Genomic DNA, 23,486 nt, shown 5'->3' with positions numbered 1-23,486 from the left:
AAGAGGTGGGTTCTAGGCGGACTTCAGCGCGGCGAGCGCGGCGTCGTAGTCGGGTTCGGTGCCGATCTCGGGCACCAGTTCGGCGTAGGCCACCTTCTGGTCGGCGCCGATCACCACGACGGCGCGCGCGAGCAGGCCGGCCATCGGTCCGTCGGCGATCGTGATGCCGAAGTCCTCCCCGAAGCTGTCGCGGAACGCCGACGCCGTCTTGACGTTCTCGATGTCCTCGGCGCCGCAGAACCGCTTCTGGGCGAACGGCAGGTCCTTCGACACGCAGAGCACCGAGACGCCGCCGGCCGCGGCGCGCTCGTTGAACGTCCGCACGCTGGTGGCGCACACGGGAGTGTCGACCGACGGGAAGATGTTGAGCAGGACGGGCGCGTCGCGGAAGTCGTCGCTCGTCACCGCGCCGAGATCGGTTCCGGTGAGAGTGAACTGCGGTGCCGCTGAACCGACGGCGGGCAGCTCCCCTACCGTGTTGATCGGATTTCCACGCAACGTTATCTGTGCCATGACCCCAGTCTGCCAAGGTGCGACCGTCGATCGGGAGCCAGGGTGCGCGGGCCCGCGGCGCTCAGGTCCAGTACAGGACGCGGGCGGCGGGCAGTACCTCGGCCAGCTCGGCCTCGAACCAGGCCCGCATCTCCGCCATGGTGTCCTTGGGATAGACGTACTTGGCGGAGCCGAACTTGCCGAACTTGCGGGTGCGGCCCGACTCGTCCATGTCCAGCTTGGTGCGCGGATACCACCCAAGCAGCACGTCCTTGCTCGACGCGGTGAACCGGTGGGTGATGCACTCGACGGTGAGGTCGGGATCCGGGACGTCGGCGAGTGCGGCGGCGACATCGCGCAGCAGCGCCGCGTAACCGTCGCGCCACTGCGGCGTGGCCATGATCGGGGCAATGGTCAGCCCCACGGGATAGCCGGCCAGCGCGAGCGTGCGCATCGCCGCGAGCCGGCGCGCCAGCGGTGCGGTGCCGCCCTCGAAGCGGCGGGCGACGTCGTCGGCGTTGACCGAGATCCGCACGCGGGTGCGGCCGGCGTGTGGCAGGCCGGTGAGCGCGGCGACGTTGTCGAACTTGGTGGTGAAGCGCAGCCCCACCGGGCCCGCCCAGTCGCGGGTGCCGACATGGGCGATCGTGGTCGACAGCGAGCCGGTGAGGTGCTCCAGCGCGAGCGGATCGGTGTAGCAGGAGGCCTCGAACGTGGTGCCCTCGGCCGAGCGCGATTCGGAGGCCGAGGTGATCGTGCCCTGGCCGACGTGCTCGTCCATCGCCGCGAGGATCTCGGGCAGGTTCGCGTAGACGCGGGTGATCGGCGGACCCGACAGCGACCCGGCGAGGTAGCAGTACTGGCAGTGCGCCGGGCAGCCCTCGGCGAGGTCGATGCGCCAGTCGGCGCTCGGCGGGATGGGCTGCAGCCGGCGCTTGCTGGGTGGCGCGACCACCACGGCCAGTGTGCGCTTGGCCAGTGCGTAGGCCGCCCGGTCGTTCTCGGCGCGCACCGGCGGCAGCCGATCACCGGAAAGCACCGTGATGTCGGTGACGCCCGCGGTGCCACATCGCTCGATGATGGCGGCCCCGTGCGGAGTCTCCGACGCCGAGCGCGTCACCAGGACACGCTGAGGAGTCCACAGCGTCGGGGCGGCGGGGGCGTGGTCGGCGGGGATGCTGGCAGTCGTCATGTGCCCGGTTCAACGCCGTGGGTGAGGGGCGAATTTCCCGCTCACGGCACCGCGGTTGTGGGAATGGTCACGGCCTCACGCGCCGCGAGATACGGCCTGGCAAGGGCGAGCGCCGTACCCGTCGCGGCGATCAGGACGTAGACCGGTAGCAGGTGGATGAAGCTGGTGTACCCGATCGAGAAGTGGATCACCAGCACGGGCAGGGTGCCGACCGCGCACCCGACCAGCAGCGCCCACCACACCCAGATCTCGCCGCGCCGCCAGCCCCACATGCTGATCAGCAGGACGGCCAGACCGGCGCCGATCAGCGCGCCGCCGAAGCCGGCCCTGTCGTGGGCGATGAACGACAACAGTTGCGGGCCCGCCGAATCGAGTGTGTGCGCATCGGTGTCCATGAAGGTCAGGTCGGTCGGCACGAACACCGACGTGAGGCCGACGGTCGAGATGACGCCGCCCGCGACCACCAGGCCCCCGCCGACCCCGATCATCAGCAGCTGTCCCCACAACGCCCGGCGCCGTTCGGATTCGGCGCCCTCGATCGGGGCGCGCCACGACGGCGGCGGAACCACGCGCCACACCGCGAGAAGGAGCATCGGGAATAACACGATGACGACGAGTGTGTGCAGGGGCTCGAGGAAGCCGGTGCCGAGGAAGTAGAAGTAGGTCAGGAACGTCACAAGGCCCGAGATCAGCAGCGCGTTGCGGGCCCACCGGCGTCCCAGCCGCATCCCGCCCCACGCCAGCCCCAGGTAGAGCACGCCGATGCCGATCATGTTGCCGGCCATGGTGATCCGGTCATGCTGGAGGAAGCCCACGAGATGATGGTTGACGGCGTGCAGGTCGGCGACCGACGCGCCGAGGTGGTCGCGGTCGTACCACAGCAGCACCGGCCCGAGTGCGATCAGTGCCGCGCCCGCGCCGGCGACGATCATACCGAGACCGACGAGGACGCCCCACAGCCAGCCCGGCCAGCGGCGCGGGTCGGCCGGTACGTCCCGCAGCGCCGGCGGCGGCGGTGACGTCGCCGTGGCCGCCTCGATCACCCGGTGGAACCAGCCGGGCCCGGCGGCGAGCAGCACCGCCGGAGTGGCGAGCACCGTCGGACCCCGCCTCAGCGCGTCGACGGCGTCGGCGATCCCCGGGTCGTCAAGCCGGATCGTCGCCCGGTCCTCCCCCACGGTGACCTCGTCGGCGTAGGGGGTGGCGGCGCGCGCGGTGGCGTCGTCGGTGGCGACGGCGACGACGCGGCAGGTCCGTCCCGCGGTCGCGGCACGCAGGCGGTCGATGTCCGCGGCGCCCACCGGGCCGATCTCCACGATCCCCGCGCCCTGCACCGGCAGGACGGTCACGGCGTCGCGGGCGACGGACAGCGGCACCGACGCGCCGAAGCGGCCCGCCCACTCCGGCGGCGACCGCGGGTGGTCGAACACCCGCGGGATCCAGCGCCGGCCGCCGGCGAAGCGGATCAGTGTTGCGAGAAGGCGCAGCGCCAGCACCCGGGTCCGGTGCTCACCGAGCACGGCGCCGGCGACGGGACTCAACGGGTGGTAGGTCCAATCCGGCACCAACCGATCGTCGCACGGTCGCGGGCCGTGGCCCGGCGGCGAATCCGCCGCCGAGTCACCGCGCTCCGCGCTTCGCGCTGGTTTACTTCACCCATGTTCCGCATCGACGGGCTCAACGGGGAAAGCATCGTGGTCGACGGCAACTGGGTCGAGAAACTCAGGACCGGATCGTCGCGTGGCCGCAACCCGGCCGACCAGTACTCCGACACCCGGGTCGACGAGATCACCCGCCGCAAGAAGCTGTTCGGCCGCGAGAAGGAGGACCTGCTGCAGGTGACAGTCAGCGTCGGCACCTTCTACTCGCTGCTGGTGCCTGCCGAGCGGCGCGCCGAGGTGGACGCCCTGATCGCCGAGCTCGAACAGGCCAGGACCCGGGCGAAGGGTTGACCGCCGCCGTCTGAGGGTAGAGCGCGGGGATGGTTGCCGACGGTTCGTACGACGTCCTTGTCATCGGGGGCGGCAACGCGGGCATCAGCGCCGCGGCCCGCCTTATCCGGCAGGGCGTCGAGGACGTCGCCGTGATCGAACCGCAGCAGGTGCACACCTACCGTCCGCTGCTGTCCTACGTCGGCGGCGGCCAGGCCACCCTGCAGAGTGCCGAACGGACCCAGCGGTCGGTCACGCCGAGCGGTTGCGACTGGATCCGCGACTCCGCCGTCGCGGTGGACGCCGCACAGGGCGTCGTCGAGTGCGCCTCCGGGAAGCGATACGGGTACCGGGACCTGATCCTGGGACCGGGGCTGGTTCCCGACACCGACGCCCTGCCCGGGGTGGACGCCGCGATGGCCACGTCCTCGGTGGCCAGCAACTACCTGAACCAGGCCGAGGAGACGTGGCGACTGGTGCAGGAGATCGCCCCGCACGGCCGGGCCGTCTTCACGGTGCCCCGGCCGCCGGTGAGTTGCACCGGCACCACCCTCAAGCCGCTGTTCCTGGCGGCCGCGCACTGGCACAAGACTTCGCGACCGGTCGACATCACACTGGTGATCGACCGGCCCCGCCTGCTCGGCGTGCCGGACCTCGACGACCGGCTGCTCGGCCGCTGCCACGAACTCGGCGTGCACGTCCTGCACGACACCGCGGTCACCGCCGTCGATCCAGGCGAGCGGCGAATCACGGTGGCGGACAACGCCGGAGCGACCCGTGAGCTGCCCTACGACATGCTCCACCTCGTTCCGCCGTTCCGGGGTCCGCACTGGATCGAGGCCTCCGGCCTCGCCGGCCGGGCGCCGCACGGTCTCATCGACATCGATCCGCTGACCCTGCAGCACCGCGACCACGCCAACGTTTGGGCGGCAGGCGACGCGGCCGCCGTGGACACCGACCCCTCCGGCGGCGCACTGCGGCGCCAGATCGCGATCCTGGTGGACAACCTGCTCGCCGCCCGCGCCGGCAAGCGCCTCGACACCTACGACGGCTACACCGTCGCCCCGGTCACCACCTCGGCGCACCGCCTCATCCCCGGCGAGTTCGACCGCAGCGGCGCCATCACCTCGTCGCTGCCGTCGTTCCTCGAGCCGCTCGCCGCGCGGCGCAGCGCCTGGGCGTTCGACCGTTACGGACTGCCGCGCAGCTATTGGAACCTGATCCTCAAGGGGCGGCTGTGAACACCGTGGCGGTGGCGCCGAGTGTGCGGCGAGCCGGCGAGTTCCGGCGGCATCGTCGACGACACGCCGCACAGTGAGCCCCTGGTCGCTGCTGCGAGGATGGTCGTCGTGACGAACCCCACCATCGGCGCGTCGAATCCGCACTCCTGGTCGGCGAGACTGTGGCACGAAATCGCGCCGACCTTCGACGCCATCCTCAGACACCCCTTCCTGACCGGCCTCACCGACGGCAGCCTCGACGCCGGCGCGTTCGCCGAGTACGTGGCGCAGGACGTGCATTATCTGCGTGACTACGCCCGCGCGCTGGCGATCGTCGGCGCGAAGGCGCCGACGCTGACCGACACGGCGATGTTCAGCAGGCACGCCGCTGAGGTGTTCGACGTCGAGCTGGAACTGCACAGCGCGCTGCTGCCCGAGCTCGGCCTCGACGCCGCCGCCCTGGCCGGTGTCACCGCGAGCCCGACGACCGTCGCCTACACCAGCTATCTCATCGCCACCGCGTACGGCGGGACCTTCGCCGACGGGCTGGCCGCCGTCCTGCCGTGTTACTGGATCTACGCCGAAGTCGGTGCCGCACTTGCCGACCGGGGATCAACCGACCCCCGCTACCAACGCTGGATCGACAGCTACGGCGGGGAGGAGTTCGCCGCGACCGTGAGGCAGGTGCTCGACCTCACCGACCGGATCGGGCCGGCGCTCACCGCCGAGGACGAAGCCGTTGCCCGCGCACACTTCGCCACCACCGCCCGCTACGAGTGGATGTTCTTCGACGCCGCCCACCGCAGGCAGGTGTGGCCGGCCTGACCTGCCGGAATGCGGCGGATTCGCGGGAGGGGTAGAAACGGCGGGACATGAACGTCGTGCTGATCACCGGGTATCTGGCCGGATGGGTGCTGACCACCTTCCTGCTGCTGCGCCCGAGCGTCACCCGCGACCCGCAACACCGCGCCGTGCTCAACCTCGTCGGCGTGGCCTGCGCCATCGCGCTTGCCGCGGTCTGGCCGCTGTCGGGATGGCTGCTGCCGATGATCCGGGCCGCGCTGCGCGAACAGGAATGAGCTACACCGGTGTGGTGTCGCGGCTGCGCCGGCGGTGCACCACCACTCCGGCGCCCACGATGAACAACGCCGACACCGTCGAGAGCAGGATTGCCTGCTGCTGACCGGGATCGAACGCCATCAGCACGAGCACCGCGATGATGCACACGATCACGACCGCCGTCAGATACGGGAACAGCCACATCCGCAACGGCAGCTCTTCGCCCTCCGCGCGCATCCGTCTGCCCAGCACGAACTGACTCGACGCGATGGCCAGGTAGATGAACAACGCCACCGCGCCGCTGGTCGCCAGCAGATAGCCGAAAATCTTCTCCGGCAACAGATAGTTGCCGATCACCGTGAGGAACCCGACGAACGTCGACGCCAGCACCGCCACCCACGGCGCGCCGTTGCCGGCGACCCTGCGCACCACCTGTGGTGCGTCGCGGCGATCGGCCAGTGAGAACAGCATTCGGGACGCGGTGTACAGGGCCGAATTCAGGCACGACGCCACCGCGGTGAGGATCACCAGATCCATGATCAGCTTCGATCCCGGGATGCCGATGGCCTCCAGCGTCGACTGGTAGGAGCCGTCTTCGAGTTGGTCGTAGGGCATGAGGGCGACGATCACGAAGATCGACCCGAGGTAGAACAGCGAGATCCGCCAGATCACCGAGTTGACCGCCTTGCTGATCCCCTTCGACGGGTTCGGCGACTCGGCGGCCGCGATCGTCACGATCTCGGTGCCCATGAAGGAGAACATGGTGATCAACATGCCGGCGATCACCGCGCCGAAACCGTTGGGCATGAAGCCGTCCGGCTCCCACAGCTGCTGGACGCCGCTCACCTGCGAGTCGGGGATGACGCCGAAGATGGCGGCCAGGCCGATCCCGATGAACGCGACGATGGCGACGACCTTGATCAGGGCGAACCAGAATTCGAACTCGCCGTAGTTGCCGACGCTGGCGAGGTTGGTCACCGTCAGCAGCAGCGTGACCGCGAGCGCCCAGAACCACTGTGCCCCACCGACGAGGTTGGACAGGATCTCCGCGGCGGCCGTCGCCTCCACCGGGATCACCAGCACCCAGAACCACCAGTACAGCCAGCCGACGGAGAATCCCGCCCAGCCGCCGAATGCCCGGTCGGAGTACACCGAGAAGGACCCCGTGTCGGGATTGGCGGTGGCCATCTCCCCGAGCATCCGCATCACCAGCACCACCAGCGTGCCGGCCAGGAAATACGAGATCAGGACCGCAGGCCCGGCCTCCTTGATCGCATTGGCCGATCCGACGAAGAGTCCGGCGCCGATGACGCCGGCGATCGAGATCATTGTGATGTGCCGTGACTTGAGGCTCGTGCCGAGGCCGTTGGCCGTCGTGGTCTGCTCACTCATCACACCGCCGCCTTTCGGGGAGGGATGCCCGGCGTGCCGTCCCCGCGACGGCAGACCGACAGTCTGCCCGAATCGCTTTTCCGCGAAACGTCAGCTCCCGGTGGCGCGACGCAACCGGTTGCGCCACCAGGCGACGCGGGCGGGATCGGTGATCGCGAACCGCTCGAGGAGCGCGCGGTCGGGTGCTGCGGGCATCGGCGCCACCGGCAGATGGCCGTCGACCGGGATGAGGCTTCGCCCGCCGACGACGTCGCCGCCGCGCAATAGGCCGGTGCCGAGGCCGCACGCGAAACGCAGCTGCGGAAGCACGCCCGCCAGTGCCAGCCCGGCGGCCAGTCCGACACTGGTCTCGCCTGCCGATCCCACCGTGCACGGCAGGCCAGTCGCCTCCGCGACGCGCAGCGCGCGCCGCACCCCGCCCAGCGGCCCGCACCGGAGCATGGCGAGATCCGCGGCGTCGGCGAGCGCGCCGGGCGTCACCCCGGCCAGCTCGAAGGCCGACGCGTCGACGGCGACCAGGACATCGACCCGGTGATGCACCGCGGCGAGCTCTGCGATTGTGCGGCAGGGCTGTTCGACGAACTCGAGACCGCCGGCGGCTTCGGCGAGCGCTTCGATCGCACGCACCGCCGTTTCGACGTCCCACCGCCGGTACGGGATGCAGCGCAGGGCACCGGCCGTGCCGATGGCGTCGCGGACGGCGGCGACGCGGGCGATGTCGCCGGCGAGGGAATCCGCGGTACCGATGACGGTGACGTCGGCGGCCCGGCAACCGGACGAGGCGGCCATCGCGTGCGCGCGGTCGGTGTCGAGGGCGGGCACAGGAACCGCGATCGGCACCCGCCCGCGCAGCGGGTCGGGCCAGCCCACGGTGCCCGGTTCGGCGGCAGCGGTCAGCCAGCGCGCGGCCTCGGTGTCACCGCCGTCGGCGGGCGGGCTGAACTCGCCCCATCCCTGCGGACCCTCGAGCAGCATGCCTTCGCACACCGTCGGCGCACCCCGGGCGTCGATGGCCGGGATGGCGAACGCGGGTGCGGCGTCGAAGTCGATTAATGTTCTCACCAGCAGACCAAGCTACGGGTTCGGTGTCCGACGACGCGGCGGGACGGGTGAAGATGGACGTCTTGAGGACACCCGACGACCGTTTCGCGGACCTGCCCGGCTTCGACTTCGCACCGCACTACATCGACGTGCGATGCCGCGGGGGCGAGCCGGTGCGGATGCACTACGTCGACGAAGGGCCGCCCGATCGCCCTGCGGTGCTGCTGCTGCACGGACAGCCCACGTGGTCGTACCTCTACCGGACGACGATCGGGGTGCTCGTGGATGCCGGGCACCGCGTCGTCGCACCGGACCACATCGGCTTCGGTCGCTCCGACAAGCCAACGCAGAGAACGGATTACACATTCGGCCGGCACGTCGACTGGGTGCACAGCCTGGTCACCGGGCTGGATCTGCGCGAGGTGACCCTGGTGGCTCAGGACTGGGGCGGGCCGATCGGGCTGAGCGTGCTGGCCCGCGATCCGGACCGGTTCTCCGGCGTGGTCGCCGCCAACACCATCCTGCACACCTGCGACCCCGCGCTGGCGGGGGCCCTGACGTGGCCGCACCACGGGGTCGGCGACGATGCGGTGCTGTTGACCGAGACGCTGCTGGACTATGTGTCGTACTACCAGCGCAGTCCCACCATCACAGCCAGCATGTTCCTCGACGCGGTCGCCGGGCCGCTGGAACCCGGTGTGCTCGCCGCGTACGACGCGCCGTTCCCGGACCCGTCCTATCAGGCCGGGCTGCGGCAGCTCACCGCGCTGATCCCGTTGACGCGCAACGATCCTGGCGCCGCGATCGGACGCGCCACGATGGCCGCGCTCGAGCGGTGGCACCGGCCGTTCCTGACGGCCTACTCCGACGGTGATCCCGCGACCGCCGGTTGGGAGAAGGTGTTCCAGCAGCGGGTGCCGGGGGCGCGGGATCAGGCGCACGTGACCATCGCGGGTGCAGGCCACTTCGTGCAGGAGCAACGCGGGGCCGAACTCGGCCGCATCGTCGCCGATTTCGCCGGAGCCGGGCGGTGAGCCGGCCGGCTCACGCCGGCGGCGGTGACCAGTGCACCACCTTCATGGCCGTCATCTCGTCGAGGAGTTCCGGGCCGTAGCCCATGCCGCTGCCACTGGCGCGGCGCGGTTCGGCGGCGCCGCCGGGCGCCCCGCCGAACACGGCGTTGATCTTCACCGTGCCCACCGGAAGCGCCCGCCACGCCTCCTGTGCGTGTGCCATGTCCGGCGTCAGCACGGTGGCCGCCAGGCCGTAGCGGTCGTCGGCGGCCTCCGTGAGCGCGGTGCCGAAGTCCGGAACCACCCGCACCGGGGCGATCGGACCGAACGTCTCCTCGCGGAACACCAACATGTCCGGAGCGCAGTCGGTCAGCACGGTCGGCGGGTAGAAGGTGCCCGGCCCGCGGCCCTGCTCGCCCCCGGCGAGCACCCGCGCTCCCTCCTTGACCGCCTCGGTGACGTGCCGGTGCACCACTTCGCGCTGACGCTCGTCGACCAGCGGTCCGATTCGGTCGGCCCAGACGCCGGCCTGCTCGACGAGCGCGTCGAGGAACTGTTGGGCGACGGATTCGGTGACGAAGATGCGCTCCACGGACACGCAGATCTGGCCCGCGTTGGCGAAGGCGCCCTGCGCCGCCTGCTCGGCGGCCCACCGGGGGTCGACGCCGTCGTCGACGAGCAGCGCGTCGTTGCCGCCGTTCTCCAGAATCGCCTTGGCGCCCCGCTCGGCGCAGGCCCGGGCGATGGCGCGGCCGGTGACACTGCTGCCGACGTGCGCGACGACGTCGACCTCTTCGGCTGCGGCGAGCCGGGCGCCCACCGTCGCGTCGCCGTCGACGATCTCCAGCACACCGTCGGGCAGCTGGGCGGCCAGCAGTTCGGCGAACCGGCGGCCGGTGCCCGGGCACCGTTCACTGGGCTTGTGCACGACCGTGTTGCCGGCCACCAGCGCAGCGCCCAGCAGCCCGGCCGCCACGGCGACGGGGTCGTTCCACGGCGTCAGCACCGCCGCCACACCGCGTGGCTCGGGGATCATCAGGTCGGTGGCCGACCAGCCGCCGTGCAGGCTACGGCCGCGGTGCAGCGGGCCCAGTTCCGCGTACTGGACGAGTGTCCCGGCGCCGGCCTCCACACCGCCACGCGCGTCGTCGATGAGCTTTCCGGTCTCACGTTCGTTGAGGCCGGCCAGCTCGTCGGCGGCGGCGCGCACCGCGCCGGCGGCCGCGCTCAGCGCGGCAGCCCTCTCGGCGGCCGGGGTGCGGGCCCAGCCTGCCGCGGCAGCATGCGCGCGGCGCACCGCTGCGTCGCAGGTGGACGCGTCGGCGATCGGGACTTCGGCGGCGACGTCACCGGTGCGGGGATCTCGGATCGTCATGGTCTCGGGCACGGTTTCGTGTACCCCTGCCGTCGGTGATTACACCGCGTGGTCGAACACGCGGCGCGTTCAGCCGGCCGCGTTGGGGCGCAGCGGCGGGCACTCGCCGCGCTCGTCGGTGGCGAGCTCGAAGTGCCAGTTCTCGTTGGCGAAGATCTGGCAGAGCCCGAATTGGCGGCCATTGGCGATCATCCACTCCGCCGCGGTGGTCGGGCCGATGTCGATCGCCTCGCCGACGACGTGCCTTGACACCTCGGGGGTGGCGACGAACTGCCGTGCGGCGTCGAGACCGCCGTAGGTGCGCACGCCGTCGTCGAGCAGCCGCTGCTGGAACCCGCGCGACCGCCAACCCGAGGTGATCCTCATCTCGACACCGTCGGCGGCGGCGCGCCGGGCGGCCCGCTGGACCGCGTCGAGCAGCGCGGGGTCCAGGAGTTCGAGAATCGGCGTCGACACCTCGAACGGGCTGAGCATCGTGTCGCCGGGAAGCAGACCGCCCACCGTGTCGGTGGCGGCGTCACCGATGGTCAAGGTGTCGGCGTCGGTCGGGCCGGTGCCCTGGTACTGCGCCGCCGGGCCGATCAGCACGGCGGCGCCGGGCGGCCGCGAGTCGTCGGCGACCGTCGGGACCGGTGGGGCGGCCGGTCCGGCGGGCGGCTGCGGCTCGGTCGCGGCCGGGCTGCACGCGGCCAGCGCGACCGTCGCCGCCGTGATCGCGATGAGCACCGGCAGCCGCATGGGGAGATCCTATTTCGGATGCGGGCGCGCCGGCGGACCCGGCCGTCGATGTGGGAGTACGCCTCGTCGCGGCTACGATCGCCGACATGTCGCAGCCTTTGCCCGGTCAGACGCCGGACACCGGGGTACCGCAACGCTCACGGTGGGTGTCGGGCACTGCGCTGGTGCTCGCCGTCGCGGCGCTCGGCCTGTCCGGGTGGGCGTTGTGGCGCACGTTCCCCGGGTCGGCCGCTGATGTGCAGTACCCGCAGGCGCAGCGCGATCAGGCCAAGCAGAATGCCTGTGCGGCAGCGGATCTGGTGCGGACGGGTGTGTCGTTGAACACCGGCGAGCCCGGGCCGGTCGCGCCTGACGACGTCGCGGGCTCGCTCGCCGCGGCCGCCAATGCCCGGCTGTCCCTCTTCGACGGCGGCCAGTACCTGCTGGCGCGCCTCGATCCGGCGACCCCCACCGATCTCTCCGAAGCGGTGCACCGACTCGCCGACGCACTCATGGACATCGCGGCCGCCGCAACGGCAGGCGCGCAGAACTCCGATCCCGATCAGGCGGCCCGGTTGCGCGACGCCGACGCAGCCGACGCCGAGGTGCGGCGCCTCTGCGGCTGAGTCGTCCCGGTCAGGCGTTCACCGTCGTCACCGCGAGCTTGGTGTCCGTCCCCGCGACCCGGATGTCGACGGTGCGGATCTGCGAGGTGGGGATGACCGTGGCGGCGGCAAGCCCGCTGGCTTCGTCGCCGGCCGGACTCCACGACGCCACCGTCGACTGAGCGCCGTCGACGGTGGTGACCACCAGGTCGTAACTCGCCACGCCGGTGGCCCAGTCGGCGGTGTACTCGCACGTCCAGTCGAAGCGGGTGCCCCAGCCCTTCTCGGACACCGCGAGCGCGGCGCTGACACCGCCCCGGGAGCCCGGCGACATCGCCTGCAGCGCCACCTCGCCCGTCGGGGTGGCCTGCCGCGGGATCACCGCGTACCCGACGAAGCCGCCGATGAGCAGCAGTGCCGCGGCGGCGGCCAGCGCACTCGTCCACATCCCCGTCCGCGAGCGGCCCTTCCGCCCGGCGCGGGCGTCGGCGAGGGACGTCACCGCGGCGGGCTCCCCCGGTTCCTCGTCCGTGCCGGCCGGATCGAGGAGCGCGTAGGCCTCCTCGGGTGTCAGCGCGTCGAGGAGCGGCGGGATCACCCGCAGCTCCTCCACCTCCGCGGCGCGCGCAGGGTCGGCGGCGAGATACCGCTCGTACTCCTGCTGCTCCTGCGGCGTCAGGGCGCCGAGCACGTAGGCCGCATCCCACTCGGCCAGGTTGTCGTCCGTACTCATCGGACCACCCCCCTCTCCTCCAAAGCTGTCCGCAACGCCCGAACCGCGTAGTGCAGCCGTGATTTCACGGTGCCGGGCGGTACCCCCTCGTGCGCGGCGATGTCACTGATGGTCTGCCCGAGGTAGTACGTTCGGACGATCGCGGCCCGGTGCTCCGGACTCAATGACCGCAAGACGTCCGCCAGCACCATCTTGTCGACCGAGGGGCCGAAGATGTCAGGCGTCTGGCGTTCCGGCATCTCCTCGGTCTGCTGCTCGCGGGTGAAGCGCGCGCTGCGACGATCGTCGATGACCAGGTTCTTGGCGACGGTGTTCAGCCAGGCCCGCACCGACTCACTCGGCCGGGCCAGCACCTCCGGCTTCTGCCAGAGCCGCAACAGTGACTCCTGCACCACATCCTCCGCGAACTGCTGATCGCCGCGGGTCAGCCGCAGCACATAGCGCTGAAGCGGAAGGCTGTGCGCATCATGCATCGCGCGCAACTGCTCGGCCTGGCCGGCGGTGCGCGCTGTTGGTGGCGTCTCCGGGCTTGTCATCTCTCACCTGTTCGACGGGTGGGACTGCGATCCGGTTCAACCCGACACCGGTTGTGCCCGATTCTGTCAGGCTTGGCACCGCGGCGCGGAGGTCACCGCGAACCGCGATGAACCTTTTCGACCCGCGGCCCGTCGATGGGAATGACCCGCTCCGCCCGGAGCGCACAGAAAGGACCTCATCATGGGTGGATACCGCCGGATCGTGCTCACCTGCTCCGGTGCGTTGCTCGCACTGGGCACCCTGTCGGCCTGCGGCGGTGGCTCCGAACCCGCGAAACCGGATGCCCCACAGACCTCGTCGGCCACGTCCGCTGCCACCGCCTTCCCGCCGTCGGCCACCTTCGTCGCTGACATGGACAAGGACGGCGCCGCGATGACGATAGGCATCACCGTCGACGGCAAGAACATCACCGCGTACGCCTGCAACGGCACCGACGACGAAGCCTGGTTCTTCGGCGAACAGAACGCCGGCGGCATCGACATCACATCACGATTCCGCGACACACTGACGGCATCGTTCGACGGCACCGATGTCGAGGGCGACCTGACCATGGACGGGACCACCTACGAATTCACCGCCGCCCCCGCCGAACCGCCCGCCGGCATCTACACCGCGGCCGCCGGCACCACCCGCGCGTCCTGGATCGTGCGTTCCGACGGCTCGTCGCTCGGAGTGCAGTTCACCGGTGACAACGACGACCTCACGGTCTTCGAGAAGCAGCAGCTGAAGCAGGCGGAGTTCCGCGAGAAGGTGCGCAACAAGCGTCAGCTCGAGCGGGCTGAGCGCCTCGAGCGCACGCAGAACGGATCGATGAGCTCGACGATCAACGGCACACTTGTCTCCCCGAACCGGGTGAACGGTTCCTTCCGGCCCTGAAATCGATTGCCCCTCTCCCTGATCACAAGCCGATCACGCCCGGCGTGGGCGGCGCGCCGGACCGCTTCGACGGCGATACCGTGCCCGGTGCACTGCCAACGAACCGAGACGGATACCGATGATGGCTTGTTCTGAATCCAGGTCGCGCGCACGGACACCCCGGGCGTCGGTCGTCGTCCTGCTCGCGCTGATGCTGCCGGGCCTGCTGGGGATCGCGGGCCAGTCCGCCACCGCCGCGGCCTACTCGCGGGAGGGACTGCCGGTGGAGACCCTGGCGGTGCCGTCGCCGTCGATGGGCCGCGACATCCGGATCCAGTTTCAGGGCGGCGGCCCCCGCGCGGTGTACCTGCTCGACGGCCTTCGGGCCCAGGAGGACGCCAACGGGTGGGACATCAACACCGCGGCGTTCGAGTGGTACCACCAGTCGGGTCTGTCGCTGGTGATGCCCGTCGGCGGACAGTCGAGTTTCTACAGCGACTGGTACCAGCCGGCGGCGGGGTCCAGCGGCACCGTCACCTACAAGTGGGAGACCTTCCTCACCCGGGAGCTGCCCGCCTGGCTGGCGGCCAACCGCGGCATCTCACCGACGGGGAATGCCGTTGTGGGCGTGTCGATGTCGGGCGGGTCAGCGCTGAACCTCGCGATCTGGCATCCCGCCCAGTTCATCTTCGCGGGATCGCTGTCGGGTTACCTCAATCCCTCACTGGGCCTGTGGCCCACCATGATCGGGCTGGCGATGAAGGACGCGGGGGGTTACAACTCGACGAACATGTGGGGGCCGGCCCGTGACGTCGCATGGCGGCGCAACGACCCGACGGTCAACATCGCCAGGCTGGTCGCCAACGGCACGGCGGTGTGGGTGTACTGCGGCACCGGCACGACATCGGACCTGAGCACTGCGGGAGGCAATTTCGGCGGGACGTTCTCCGCCGGCTCCTCGAGAACATCACGCTGAACACCAACAAGGCGTTCCAGGAGAGCTATGTCGCCGCGGGCGGGCGCAACGCGATCTTCAACTTCCCGCCGGACGGGAACCACAGCTGGGGGTACTGGGGTGCTCAGCTGCAGGCGATGAAGCCCGACCTGCAGAAGGTGCTCGGGGCGGCTCCCACCGCCTGAGCGGCGACCTCAGCGCAGGCGCTCGCCGTAGACGTGCGCGACCGTCATCGTCATCAGCACGCGCCGGTCGGAGACCATGACGCTGCGGTACTCGTCCCAGTCGGGATGCTCGCCCGCAGCCCTGCGGTAGTAGTCGACGAGGGCCTCGACTTCGGGACCGTGCGGGTCGGTGCCCGGGCCGGTGAGCGTGACCGTGCCCTCCGCGGTGGCCCAGGACCACCCGTCGGGACTCGTCACCTCCAGTGCGGCACGCGGATCCCGGCGCAGGTTGGCGGTCTTCGCCCGGCCTTCGGTCATCGACACGTAGAGCAGGTCGGCGTCGCGCTCGTAGTACGGCGTGACCGGCGACAACTGCGGACGGCCGTCGGCTTTCAGCGTGGCGAGCACACCCAGCCGGCTCTGGGCGACCAGCGCACGCGGGTCGAATGTGATGTCGGTCATGTCGAGAGCCAACCATTCGCCGGCGGCGGCCTATTCCGCGGCGGTTTGGGCGGCGCCGAAACGGCCACACCGTAGTCGGTACCGGAAAGGAGTGGATGCCGACGTGCTCATCGCGGTCTTGTTCGGGCTCGCCGCGTCCAGCGCCCTCGTCATCGGGGCGTCGGTCGGTGTGCGGTGGAGTCCACCCAAGAAGGTCACCGGGGTGCTGCTGGCGTTCGCCAGTGGCGCACTCATCTCGGCGCTGGCCTTCGAACTCTTCGAAGAGGCGTTCACGATGGGCGGCGCACTTCCGTCGGGGCTGGGCCTGCTGGCGGGCGCCGCCACGTTCGTGCTCATCGACACCGCGCTCGATCGCCACATCAGCGGCAAGTCCGGCCCGGACGAGCGCGAGGTCGCGGCCTCCGGCGGGCGTTCGGGCATGGGCCTTGCGCTGCTGGCCGCGGTGACCCTCGACGGAGTGCCGGAGAACCTCGCCCTCGGGGTGTCCCTGGTCGGCGGGGTGTCGCTGTCGCTGCTGGTGGCGATCTTCTTCTCGAATCTGCCGGAGGCCCTGGTGAGCGCCGTCGCGATGCGCAGCGGCGGGACCAGTGCGCGCGCGGTGATCGGGACGTGGGTGGCGTGCGGGGTGCTGTTGGCCGCGGCGGTGGTGATCGGCCGCTTCACAGCAGGCGCGATGAGCGAACACGTCCTCGCGGTGGCTCTGGCGTACGCCGGCGGCGCGGTGCTCGCCTCGCTGGCCGACACCCTGATGCCCGAGGCCTTCGAACACGGCCGGCCGCTGAACGCCTTCGCCACCGCCGGCGGCTTCTTCCTGTCGTTCGTGCTGGCGTCCTGACGCGGATCAGCGCCTCACCCGGCGGAATACACCGGTATCGCCGCACCCGCGCCGGACCCGCTGGGTATTGTCGTCAGCGTCGCTTCGGTCGGAGGCGGACGCGGCCCGCGTGATGTGAGGTGAAGGACGACTTGCCGATGCGCGCCCCGCACGACTCGGGACCGATGCCCGTGCTCCCACCCCCGATCGAGCGTCAGACGTTGTCCTTGCTGTTGGTCGAGGATGACCGCGGCGACGCCGTACTCGTCCAAGAACTGGTGGCCGACGCCGACGCCGAGTTCATCGTCGTCTGGGCCGAATCGATGGCGCAGGCCGAACGCGAGCTGACGAGAAGGCGCCCGGACTGCGTGCTGCTCGACATGCATCTGCCCGATGTCAACGGCATCGAGGCGCTCGACCGCATCGCTGCCCGCGACGCCACCATCCCGGTGATCGTCCTCACGGGCCGCAACGACGAGCACTTCGGGGTTTCCGCCGTCGCCTCCGGCGCCCAGGACTACCTGGTCAAGGGCCGGGTCGAACCCGAGATGCTGCGTCGCGCGGTGCTCTACGCCATCGAACGCAAGCGTGCTGAGCTGACCGCGGTGGAGCTGCACGCCAGCCGGCTGCGGGCCCGGGAGAACTCCCGGCTCGAACGGGGGCTGCTTCCCTCGCCGCTGCTGCTCGACAATCCGGGCGTCGAGATCGTCGCGCAGTACCGCCCCGGCCGGGAGAACGCTCTGCTCGGTGGTGACTTCTACGACTTCGTGCAGACACCGGACCGCACGGTGCACGTGATGATCGGTGACGTCGCAGGTCACGGACCGGACGAGGCGGCGCTCGGCGTGGCGTTGCGCATCGCGTGGCGCGCGTTGACCTTCGCCGGCCTGCGCGGCAGCGAGCGGATGCGACAGCTCGAGCGGATCCTGCATGCCGAGCGCGCCAGCAGGAGGATCTTCGCCACCGTGCTCAGCCTGGCGATCCCGCCCGACAAACCGCTGATCACCGCGGTCCGTGCCGGTCATCCGGGGATGCTGCTGCACGGCCACGGGACGGTCGACTGGGTGGAGCCACCCGGCGGTCCCGCCCTGGGGCTGCACTCCGGTGACTGGGCGCCCCAACAGGTCGAACTCCCCGTCGGCAAGGGGCTGGTCCTATTGACCGACGGGCTGTTCGAAGGGCATTCCGGCCGCGGCAACGAACGTCTGGGCGAGGACGGACTCCTCGAACTGGCCAGGTCGCTGGCCGCCCTGCCCGGCCCGGAATTCGTCGAAGCACTGATCAACGGAGCGGAAGAGATGGCGCGTGGCCATGGCGGCATCACCGACGACATCGCGGTGGTGCGGGTGGAACGGACGGCGCAGTGACCGCTGAACCGGCACCCGTCGCCGACCGGCACCGGGGCTCGCAGCTGACGGTCGCGGGCTGGCAGACCCTGGTGCTGGCCGTCATCGGCTTCGTCGTGCTGGCGGGGGCGGTGGCCACCGTGGTGCTGCTCAACCGGACCGACGGGGTGGCCCGCGATCTGGTCGACGGCATCCAACCGTCCCGGGTGGCGGCCTATCAACTCCAGGCGGCGCTGCGTGATCAGGAGACCGCGGTCCGCGGGTACGCCATCGCCGCCGATCGTCAGTTCCTCGAGCCGTACTACGACGGACAGCGCGCGGAGCAGGTCGCCGCCGATGACATCCGCGCGCGGCTGGTTGAACGGCCCGACCTGCTTGCCGACCTGGACGCCATCGAGAACGCCGCAGAATCATGGCGGACGAACTACGCGGAGCCGTTGATCCGCAGTATCACTCCCGGCCAACCGAGCTTCGTCGACAGCGCGACCGCCGAGCGCGGCAAGCTCGAGTTCGACAACCTGCGGGCCCTGTTCAACGTCCAGAACGAGCAGCTGTCGGCGGCGAGAGCCACCGGTGTGGACGAACTCGCCCAGGTCCGCACCTGGCGGGACCGTGTTCTGGCCGCGATCGTGGTCGCGTTCGTCGCCGCGGCGGTGGGGTTGGCGGTGCTGGTCCGCAATGCGGTCAGCCGCCCGCTGGCACGTCTGGCCGAGACCTGCCGCCGCATCACCGAAGGCAACTTCACCGAACGCATCGTCCCCCGGGGACCCAAGGACATCCGCGGCATCGCCGTTGACGTCGAGAACATGCGGCAACGCATCGTCGACGAGCTCGACTCCTCGCGATCGGCGCGCGAGCGGCTTGTGCTGCAGGCCGAAGCGCTCGACGAGCAGGCAGTCGACCTGCGCCGGTCCAACGCCGAACTCGAGCAGTTCGCCTACGTCGCCTCGCACGATCTGCAGGAACCGCTGCGCAAGGTGGCCTCGTTCTGTCAGCTGCTGGAGAAGCGGTACGGCGATCAGCTCGACGAGCGCGGGATCTCCTACATCGGGTTCGCCGTCGACGGGGCCAAGCGGATGCAGGTGCTGATCAACGATCTCCTGACGTTCTCCCGCGTCGGCCGGCTCAACGCGACGTACGCCGAGATCGAGCTCGACGCCGCCCTCGACGCCGCGCTGTCCAACCTGGAGACCTCGATCGAGGAGGCAGGCGCGCAGATCGTCCGGTCCGCGCCGCTCCCCCCAGTCATCGGTGACCCGACGCTGATGGCGATGCTCTGGCAGAACCTGATCGGCAACGCCGTGAAGTTCCGGCACGAGGACCGCGCTCCGCGCATCGTCATCGACTGCGAGGCCGGCGCAGGCGATGACGACGGGCAATGGCTCATCACCGTCTCGGACAACGGCATCGGCATCGCAGCCGAGTTCGTCGACAAGGTGTTCGTGATCTTCCAGCGGCTCCACGGGCGCGACACCTACACCGGCACCGGCATCGGCCTGGCGCTGTGCAAGAAGATCGTCGAACACCACGGCGGCGCCATCTGGATCGACACCGACTACACCGACGGGACCCGGTTCCGCTTCACCCTGCCCGCTGCGCTCACCGCGCCCCACGCCGCAACCGACGAACTGGCGGCGGCCTCATCGGAAGGAACACCCTCATGACCACGGCCGGCCGCGCCATCGACGTCCTGTTGATCGAGGACGACCCCGGGGACGAGCTGATCACCCGGGAAGCGTTCGAGCACAACAAGATCAAGAACAACCTTCATGTCGCGCACGACGGCGAGGAAGGCCTCGACTTCCTGTATCAGCGGGGCGCCTACCCGGATGCGCCGCGTCCGGACCTGATCCTGCTCGACCTCAACCTGCCGAAGTACGACGGCAGGCAGCTACTCGAGACGATCAAGTCCGATCCCGACCTTTCGCACATCCCGGTCGTCGTGCTGACCACCTCGTCGGCGGAGGAGGACATCCTCCGCAGCTACAAATTGCACGCCAACGCCTACGTCACCAAGCCCGTCGACCTCGATCAGTTCATGAACGCGGTACGCCAGATCGACGAGTTCTTCGTCCAGGTGGTCCGGCTGCCGCAGTTCTGAGGCGGCGTCAGCGCGGGGGCAGCGCGCCGTTGCCGGACTGGCGGGCGTTGTTGTCGATGGTGTTGATCCACTGCCGGAACTGGAGTCCGGCCACGATCGGCGGCAGGGTCTTCGCGGGTGCCGCCGAGTTCGACCGCTGCCACGGCTGACAGCCGGAGGTGCTGAAAGCCCGGTCCGTCGCCTCGATCGACACCGTCTGAGGCTTCTTCGTCATCGCATTGTCGAGGATCTCGCCGTGGTCACCGGCGCCGAGGCGCTTCCAGTAGCAGACGCCGCCTTCCACCGGACCGGAGGACACATACGTTCCCGGGACGATCTGGGTGCCCACGTTGTAGGAGCCGTCCTCGCTCATGGCGGTCTGCGGCTCGGCCGGCGGTGCGCCCTCTTCGGGCGCGGCGTCCGGCGCCGGTGCCGATCCCGGCGAAGCCTCCGCGGGCGGTGCGGCTTCCGCGGACGGTGCGGCCTCCGCGGAAGGTGCGGCTTCGGCGGGCAACGCGGCCTCGGCGGGCAGCGCGGCCTCCGGCGGTGCGACTTCTTCGGCGGGCGCGGTCTCCCCGGACGGTGCCGGGCTCTCGGCCGGGGCCGGTTCGGGTGCGGTCGCGGGACCGGGCAGGCGTCCGCGGGGCGGCGCCGCTGCGGGCGCCGGGGCGGGTGCGACTTCGGCGGACGGCGTGGGCTCCGGCGCCGGGCCCGGAAGCGGCCCGGGCTGGGCGGCCGCGACACCGGCGGAACCGCCGCCGCTCACCAGGACAAGCAGTGCCGCCGTCGCGGCGATCCTCCTCGTCGACCTCATAGTTCGCCAGACTAGATGATTCTCGCGGCGGGACGCACATCGTTGGCGCCGATCAGCGCCGATCTGAGACCCTGATCCGGTGAGCACCCGATGGCAGCGCACCGATGCCCCGCGGGGCGACGACTACGACTCGAGATGGCGGTCCCTCGCCGCCGAGGGGCGCAACGTGCACGGCGAGGCCGACCTGGTGTCGGCACTGCTGGCCGAGCACGGCGGCAGCCGCGTGCTCGACGCCGGTTGCGGCACGGGACGGGTGGCGATCGCGCTGGCGGACCGGGGTCACACCGTGGTCGGCGTCGATGTCGACGCCGGCATGCTGTCCGCGGCTCGCGCCAAGCAACCCGCGATGACATGGATCGAGGCGGATCTCGGCGACCTGGGAGTGCACCTCCGCGACGTCTTCGACCTGGCGGTGATGGCAGGCAACGTGATGATCTTCGTCGAACCGGGGACCGAGGGCCGGGTGCTCGCTGCGGTCGCCGACCGCCTCACAGCGGGTGGTCTGCTGGTCGCCGGCTTCCAGATCCGCCCCGATCGGCTGTCCGTGGCGGACTACGACCGACTGGCGGAGTCGGCCGGATTGCAGCCGGTCGCCCGCTGGGCCACCTGGGAACGCGAACCGTTCACCGGCGGCGACTACGCGGTGTCGGTGCACCGGCGGGGCTGAGTCGTGGCGGCCGCCCGGCCGCTGCGGCAGACTGGCGCCGTGCAGACAGTCGAGTACGCGCCCGGCCGGCAGGCCGACCTGTTCGGAGTCGGCGGCGGACCGACGGTGCTGATCTGGCACGGCATGCAGACCGACTCGCGCAGCGCGGTGCGCGCTCTGGCGCAGCAGGTGGCCGACCACGGGGTCGCCGTCGTGGCAGCCGACTGGGATGCCCATGCCGAGGATGCGGGCAGGTCGGACCTGCTCGGATCCGTGCGCTTCGCACAGCAGCGCGCCGCCGCACCTGACGAACTCGTGGTGGTCGGCTGGTCCATGGGAGGCCTAGCGGCGGCCGGGCTAGCGCTGCGGGCCGCCGAACTCGACCTGCGGGTGCGCCATACCGTCTGTCTCGCAGGGGCTTTCATGGCCCCCGAGCCGTTCACCGGCGAGACCCTGCCGACGAGCCTGCCCCGCGACGGCCATCGCTCGCCCTTCCTCCTCTTACACGGGACGCGCGACGACGTCGTGCCGGCGACGGCGAGCCGGGAATTCGCCTCGGCGTTGCGGCGCGAGGACTGGCCGGTCGACATGGTGGAACTGGACACCGATCACGCCGCCATCGCCGGCGCCACCTACGACGCCGCCGCGGACCGGTACGAGGCGGCCGAGGATGCCGCCGCCCTCGCGGTCGCCGCCGACGTCGCGGCCCGGATCGCCGCGGTCGCCACGCCTGCGGGCGGCTGACCGGGCGTCAGCCGTACAGCTCCTCGAAGCGTTCGATCGAGCGCTCGATGTCACCCTTGACCGCACGGGCGGCGGCGGCGCCGATGGGACCGAACAGCGGACGGCCACCCAGATCGATGAGCACGGTGAACGTGCATCCGTCGGGTGCGGGCTTCACCGACATCGTCAGGGCGTACTTCGTCCCGCCGACGCCGTCACCGGTGACCTTCAGCAGTTGCGGCGGATCAAAGGTGCGGATCGTCCATGCCACCCGGTTGCGCATGCCCTTGGCGCCGGCGACACCCACCAGCGTGGTGCCCTCGCGGAGTTCTGCGGGCACCTCGCCCCGCCACCCCTGATGCATCGTGAGCCAGTCGCCCAGTTCGGAGAGATTGGACGCATGGTCCCACGCCTGCTCAGGGGATATGGACAACGATCGGGTCAACTCCAGTTTGGCCACCGGCGAATGGTAACGGCGGCGGTGACGGGGCCACCCCGGATCGGTCGAAGCGGGATCGTCGCGTGTCGGCCGGTGGCCGCCTCCGGCGGGTCGGCGGCCTGTCCGTTCGTCGGTCCGAATGTCCACCTGCCAGGCGGTTTTGACGGTCTGAGGACAGAGCTCCGCTGGGCGGATGTGTGTTTCGGGCGCGAGAGTAGAACCCCTCCATGTAGCTGTCGAGTGTTGCCAAACTCGAGCCACTTTGGTGATCTTCGTCATAGACTATCCGTATTGTGGCCGCTCTCACGGTTTTTGGAGCGCTCCGGGCGTTCTGTTAATGTCCGGCCGCATGTTTGCTCTAGCGACGATGTTGACGCTCATCAACCAGGTCTCGGGCACGCCGTACGTCTCCGGCGGCGACAGCCCCGCAGGTACGGACTGCTCAGGGCTGGCCTCCTGGGTGAGCAACGCAGCCACCGGGCGACCGATCTACGGCGACCGTTTCCATACCGGGAACATGGAGAGCGCCCTGCTGGCCCGCGGCTTCAAGCACGGCTCGGAGCCTGGTGCGTTGGTCATCGGCTGGAACAGCGGCCATGCGGCCGTGACACTGCCCGATGGCACCCCGGTCTCGTCCGGTGAGAGCGGCGGCGTGAAGGTCGGTGGCGAAGGCGCCTACCAGCCGCAGTTCACCAAGCACATGTTCCTGCCGATGCCCGCCGAGCAGCCCGTGCCGCCTGCGCCGCCTGCCGGGCCCAACATCATCTCGGTCAGCATGCCGCCGGCGCCGGGTGCACCCGTGCCGCCTCCCCCGGGCGCGCCGCTGCCTCCGCCGCCGGGCGCGCCGCTGCCTCCCCCGCCGCCGGTCGGCGCGCCGCTGC

Annotated in this window: 26 protein-coding genes and 1 pseudogene; 15 read left to right on the top strand and 12 right to left on the bottom strand. The window is 70.5% G+C overall.

Features of this window, described 5'->3' with window-relative positions; all coding sequences use genetic code 11:
• Window positions 1-12 precede the first annotated feature (12 nt).
• The 3 genes from tpx to O6P37_RS17320 all read right to left on the bottom strand — a co-directional run bounded on the left by tpx (window position 13) and on the right by O6P37_RS17320 (window position 3,249).
• Complete coding sequence (gene tpx / locus O6P37_RS17330) at window positions 13-513, bottom strand: thiol peroxidase (protein ID WP_269895246.1); 501 nt, start codon at window positions 511-513, stop codon at window positions 13-15.
• A 61-nt stretch (window positions 514-574) separates the two neighbouring features.
• Window positions 575-1,684 carry a spore photoproduct lyase family protein gene (locus O6P37_RS17325; protein ID WP_269895245.1) on the bottom strand — a complete coding sequence of 370 codons (1,110 nt, stop codon included), beginning with the start codon at window positions 1,682-1,684 and terminating at the stop codon, window positions 575-577.
• A gap of 41 nt (window positions 1,685-1,725) precedes the next feature.
• Window positions 1,726-3,249, bottom strand: coding sequence for a hypothetical protein (locus O6P37_RS17320; RefSeq protein WP_269895244.1), 1,524 nt, complete (start codon window positions 3,247-3,249; stop codon window positions 1,726-1,728).
• A gap of 93 nt (window positions 3,250-3,342) precedes the next feature.
• Here O6P37_RS17320 and O6P37_RS17315 point away from each other — a divergent pair, with 93 nt between their 5' ends.
• The 4 genes from O6P37_RS17315 to O6P37_RS17300 all read left to right on the top strand — a co-directional run bounded on the left by O6P37_RS17315 (window position 3,343) and on the right by O6P37_RS17300 (window position 5,914).
• On the top strand, window positions 3,343-3,636 hold the full coding sequence (locus tag O6P37_RS17315) for a hypothetical protein (protein ID WP_264013163.1): 294 nt from the start codon (window positions 3,343-3,345) through the stop codon (window positions 3,634-3,636).
• A 29-nt stretch (window positions 3,637-3,665) separates the two neighbouring features.
• Window positions 3,666-4,856 (top strand): NAD(P)/FAD-dependent oxidoreductase, encoded by a 1,191-nt coding sequence (locus O6P37_RS17310; protein ID WP_269895243.1) that lies wholly within the window; start codon window positions 3,666-3,668, stop codon window positions 4,854-4,856.
• Between the two features lie 108 nt (window positions 4,857-4,964).
• Window positions 4,965-5,660 carry a thiaminase II gene (tenA, locus tag O6P37_RS17305; protein WP_408633192.1) on the top strand — a complete coding sequence of 232 codons (696 nt, stop codon included), beginning with the start codon at window positions 4,965-4,967 and terminating at the stop codon, window positions 5,658-5,660.
• A gap of 47 nt (window positions 5,661-5,707) precedes the next feature.
• A complete protein-coding gene (locus O6P37_RS17300; protein WP_269895242.1) occupies window positions 5,708-5,914 on the top strand; it encodes a hypothetical protein in 207 nt (68 codons plus the stop codon).
• Window position 5,915: 1 nt separating this feature from the next.
• On the opposite strand, the gene O6P37_RS17295 is transcribed toward O6P37_RS17300, so the two are convergent.
• Window positions 5,916-7,286, bottom strand: a complete 1,371-nt coding sequence (locus O6P37_RS17295; protein ID WP_269895241.1) for an amino acid permease — start codon at window positions 7,284-7,286, stop codon at window positions 5,916-5,918.
• Between the two features lie 90 nt (window positions 7,287-7,376).
• Window positions 7,377-8,348, bottom strand: a complete 972-nt coding sequence (locus O6P37_RS17290) for an enolase C-terminal domain-like protein (protein WP_269895240.1) — start codon at window positions 8,346-8,348, stop codon at window positions 7,377-7,379.
• A gap of 23 nt (window positions 8,349-8,371) precedes the next feature.
• Between O6P37_RS17290 and O6P37_RS17285 the strand changes: the two genes are divergently transcribed.
• Window positions 8,372-9,361, top strand: coding sequence for a haloalkane dehalogenase (locus O6P37_RS17285; protein ID WP_332909800.1), 990 nt, complete (start codon window positions 8,372-8,374; stop codon window positions 9,359-9,361).
• Window positions 9,362-9,371: 10 nt separating this feature from the next.
• On the opposite strand, the gene O6P37_RS17280 is transcribed toward O6P37_RS17285, so the two are convergent.
• Together O6P37_RS17280 and O6P37_RS17275 are read right to left on the bottom strand one after the other, a co-directional pair.
• The gene (locus O6P37_RS17280) at window positions 9,372-10,715 is read right to left on the bottom strand and encodes an aldehyde dehydrogenase family protein (RefSeq protein ID WP_269895239.1); all 1,344 of its coding nucleotides are present in this window, start codon (window positions 10,713-10,715) and stop codon (window positions 9,372-9,374) included.
• 69 nt (window positions 10,716-10,784) lie between these two features.
• Entirely contained in the window at window positions 10,785-11,453 is a 669-nt protein-coding gene (locus tag O6P37_RS17275) for a M15 family metallopeptidase (RefSeq protein ID WP_269895238.1), read from the bottom strand.
• A gap of 86 nt (window positions 11,454-11,539) precedes the next feature.
• Between O6P37_RS17275 and O6P37_RS17270 the strand changes: the two genes are divergently transcribed.
• On the top strand, window positions 11,540-12,058 hold the full coding sequence (locus tag O6P37_RS17270) for a hypothetical protein (protein ID WP_269895237.1): 519 nt from the start codon (window positions 11,540-11,542) through the stop codon (window positions 12,056-12,058).
• A 10-nt stretch (window positions 12,059-12,068) separates the two neighbouring features.
• Here the strand turns inward: O6P37_RS17270 and O6P37_RS17265 are convergent, their stop codons facing one another.
• Both O6P37_RS17265 and O6P37_RS17260 read right to left on the bottom strand, forming a co-directional pair.
• Window positions 12,069-12,770 carry an anti-sigma factor family protein gene (locus tag O6P37_RS17265; RefSeq protein WP_269895236.1) on the bottom strand — a complete coding sequence of 234 codons (702 nt, stop codon included), beginning with the start codon at window positions 12,768-12,770 and terminating at the stop codon, window positions 12,069-12,071.
• Window positions 12,767-13,306 (bottom strand): sigma-70 family RNA polymerase sigma factor, encoded by a 540-nt coding sequence (locus tag O6P37_RS17260; protein WP_269895235.1) that lies wholly within the window; start codon window positions 13,304-13,306, stop codon window positions 12,767-12,769. Before O6P37_RS17260 ends, O6P37_RS17265 begins: the two co-directional genes overlap by 4 nt.
• A 181-nt stretch (window positions 13,307-13,487) precedes the next feature.
• Between O6P37_RS17260 and O6P37_RS17255 the strand changes: the two genes are divergently transcribed.
• Both O6P37_RS17255 and O6P37_RS17250 read left to right on the top strand, forming a co-directional pair.
• The gene (locus O6P37_RS17255; protein WP_269895234.1) at window positions 13,488-14,183 is read left to right on the top strand and encodes a hypothetical protein; all 696 of its coding nucleotides are present in this window, start codon (window positions 13,488-13,490) and stop codon (window positions 14,181-14,183) included.
• A 190-nt stretch (window positions 14,184-14,373) separates the two neighbouring features.
• Window positions 14,374-15,302, top strand: a pseudogene (locus O6P37_RS17250) (esterase family protein).
• Between the two features lie 9 nt (window positions 15,303-15,311).
• Here O6P37_RS17250 and O6P37_RS17245 read toward each other — a convergent pair.
• Window positions 15,312-15,743, bottom strand: a complete 432-nt coding sequence (locus tag O6P37_RS17245) for a PPOX class F420-dependent oxidoreductase (RefSeq protein ID WP_269895233.1) — start codon at window positions 15,741-15,743, stop codon at window positions 15,312-15,314.
• Between the two features lie 103 nt (window positions 15,744-15,846).
• Here O6P37_RS17245 and O6P37_RS17240 point away from each other — a divergent pair, with 103 nt between their 5' ends.
• The 4 genes from O6P37_RS17240 to O6P37_RS17225 all read left to right on the top strand — a co-directional run bounded on the left by O6P37_RS17240 (window position 15,847) and on the right by O6P37_RS17225 (window position 20,004).
• Window positions 15,847-16,578 carry a ZIP family metal transporter gene (locus tag O6P37_RS17240; RefSeq protein WP_269895232.1) on the top strand — a complete coding sequence of 244 codons (732 nt, stop codon included), beginning with the start codon at window positions 15,847-15,849 and terminating at the stop codon, window positions 16,576-16,578.
• Window positions 16,579-16,715: 137 nt separating this feature from the next.
• Window positions 16,716-17,924, top strand: coding sequence for a PP2C family protein-serine/threonine phosphatase (locus O6P37_RS17235; protein WP_269895231.1), 1,209 nt, complete (start codon window positions 16,716-16,718; stop codon window positions 17,922-17,924).
• Window positions 17,921-19,567, top strand: a complete 1,647-nt coding sequence (locus O6P37_RS17230; protein WP_269895230.1) for a sensor histidine kinase — start codon at window positions 17,921-17,923, stop codon at window positions 19,565-19,567. Before O6P37_RS17235 ends, O6P37_RS17230 begins: the two co-directional genes overlap by 4 nt.
• Complete coding sequence (locus O6P37_RS17225) at window positions 19,564-20,004, top strand: response regulator (RefSeq protein WP_264011030.1); 441 nt, start codon at window positions 19,564-19,566, stop codon at window positions 20,002-20,004. Before O6P37_RS17230 ends, O6P37_RS17225 begins: the two co-directional genes overlap by 4 nt.
• A gap of 7 nt (window positions 20,005-20,011) precedes the next feature.
• On the opposite strand, the gene O6P37_RS17220 is transcribed toward O6P37_RS17225, so the two are convergent.
• Window positions 20,012-20,797 carry a hypothetical protein gene (locus O6P37_RS17220; protein WP_269895229.1) on the bottom strand — a complete coding sequence of 262 codons (786 nt, stop codon included), beginning with the start codon at window positions 20,795-20,797 and terminating at the stop codon, window positions 20,012-20,014.
• Between the two features lie 79 nt (window positions 20,798-20,876).
• On the opposite strand from O6P37_RS17220, the gene O6P37_RS17215 reads away from it, so the two are divergent.
• Together O6P37_RS17215 and O6P37_RS17210 are read left to right on the top strand one after the other, a co-directional pair.
• Entirely contained in the window at window positions 20,877-21,464 is a 588-nt protein-coding gene (locus tag O6P37_RS17215) for a class I SAM-dependent DNA methyltransferase (RefSeq protein WP_269895228.1), read from the top strand.
• 39 nt (window positions 21,465-21,503) lie between these two features.
• Window positions 21,504-22,187: an alpha/beta hydrolase family protein gene (locus O6P37_RS17210; protein WP_269895227.1), complete on the top strand. Its 684-nt coding sequence runs from the start codon at window positions 21,504-21,506 to the stop codon at window positions 22,185-22,187.
• Window positions 22,188-22,194: 7 nt separating this feature from the next.
• Here the strand turns inward: O6P37_RS17210 and O6P37_RS17205 are convergent, their stop codons facing one another.
• Entirely contained in the window at window positions 22,195-22,626 is a 432-nt protein-coding gene (locus O6P37_RS17205) for a type II toxin-antitoxin system Rv0910 family toxin (RefSeq protein ID WP_269895226.1), read from the bottom strand.
• A 328-nt stretch (window positions 22,627-22,954) separates the two neighbouring features.
• Between O6P37_RS17205 and O6P37_RS17200 the strand changes: the two genes are divergently transcribed.
• The coding region (locus tag O6P37_RS17200) for a C40 family peptidase (RefSeq protein ID WP_269895225.1) at window positions 22,955-23,486 on the top strand (532 nt) is incomplete at its 3' end.

Origin of the sequence: Mycobacterium hippophais, from assembly GCF_027529605.1 — a bacterium.
In the GTDB taxonomy this organism is placed as follows: Bacteria; Actinomycetota; Actinomycetes; order Mycobacteriales; family Mycobacteriaceae; genus Mycobacterium; species Mycobacterium arseniciresistens.
Note: the sequence above shows the minus strand (reverse complement) of the source record. Positions and strands in the feature narration are given on the sequence as shown.

What these genes read in the sequence shown, in the direction of transcription:
- tpx (WP_269895246.1), bottom strand. Translation starts at nt 513, where the DNA reads ATGGCACAGATAACGTTGCGTGGAAATCCGATCAACACGGTAGGGGAG.
- O6P37_RS17325 (WP_269895245.1), bottom strand. Translation starts at nt 1,684, where the DNA reads ATGACGACTGCCAGCATCCCCGCCGACCACGCCCCCGCCGCCCCGACG.
- O6P37_RS17315 (WP_264013163.1), top strand. Translation starts at nt 3,343, where the DNA reads ATGTTCCGCATCGACGGGCTCAACGGGGAAAGCATCGTGGTCGACGGC.
- O6P37_RS17310 (WP_269895243.1), top strand. Translation starts at nt 3,666, where the DNA reads ATGGTTGCCGACGGTTCGTACGACGTCCTTGTCATCGGGGGCGGCAAC.
- O6P37_RS17300 (WP_269895242.1), top strand. Translation starts at nt 5,708, where the DNA reads ATGAACGTCGTGCTGATCACCGGGTATCTGGCCGGATGGGTGCTGACC.
- O6P37_RS17295 (WP_269895241.1), bottom strand. Translation starts at nt 7,286, where the DNA reads ATGAGTGAGCAGACCACGACGGCCAACGGCCTCGGCACGAGCCTCAAG.
- O6P37_RS17280 (WP_269895239.1), bottom strand. Translation starts at nt 10,715, where the DNA reads ATGACGATCCGAGATCCCCGCACCGGTGACGTCGCCGCCGAAGTCCCG.
- O6P37_RS17275 (WP_269895238.1), bottom strand. Translation starts at nt 11,453, where the DNA reads ATGCGGCTGCCGGTGCTCATCGCGATCACGGCGGCGACGGTCGCGCTG.
- O6P37_RS17270 (WP_269895237.1), top strand. Translation starts at nt 11,540, where the DNA reads ATGTCGCAGCCTTTGCCCGGTCAGACGCCGGACACCGGGGTACCGCAA.
- O6P37_RS17265 (WP_269895236.1), bottom strand. Translation starts at nt 12,770, where the DNA reads ATGAGTACGGACGACAACCTGGCCGAGTGGGATGCGGCCTACGTGCTC.
- O6P37_RS17260 (WP_269895235.1), bottom strand. Translation starts at nt 13,306, where the DNA reads ATGACAAGCCCGGAGACGCCACCAACAGCGCGCACCGCCGGCCAGGCC.
- O6P37_RS17255 (WP_269895234.1), top strand. Translation starts at nt 13,488, where the DNA reads ATGGGTGGATACCGCCGGATCGTGCTCACCTGCTCCGGTGCGTTGCTC.
- O6P37_RS17245 (WP_269895233.1), bottom strand. Translation starts at nt 15,743, where the DNA reads ATGACCGACATCACATTCGACCCGCGTGCGCTGGTCGCCCAGAGCCGG.
- O6P37_RS17235 (WP_269895231.1), top strand. Translation starts at nt 16,716, where the DNA reads ATGCGCGCCCCGCACGACTCGGGACCGATGCCCGTGCTCCCACCCCCG.
- O6P37_RS17225 (WP_264011030.1), top strand. Translation starts at nt 19,564, where the DNA reads ATGACCACGGCCGGCCGCGCCATCGACGTCCTGTTGATCGAGGACGAC.
- O6P37_RS17220 (WP_269895229.1), bottom strand. Translation starts at nt 20,797, where the DNA reads ATGAGGTCGACGAGGAGGATCGCCGCGACGGCGGCACTGCTTGTCCTG.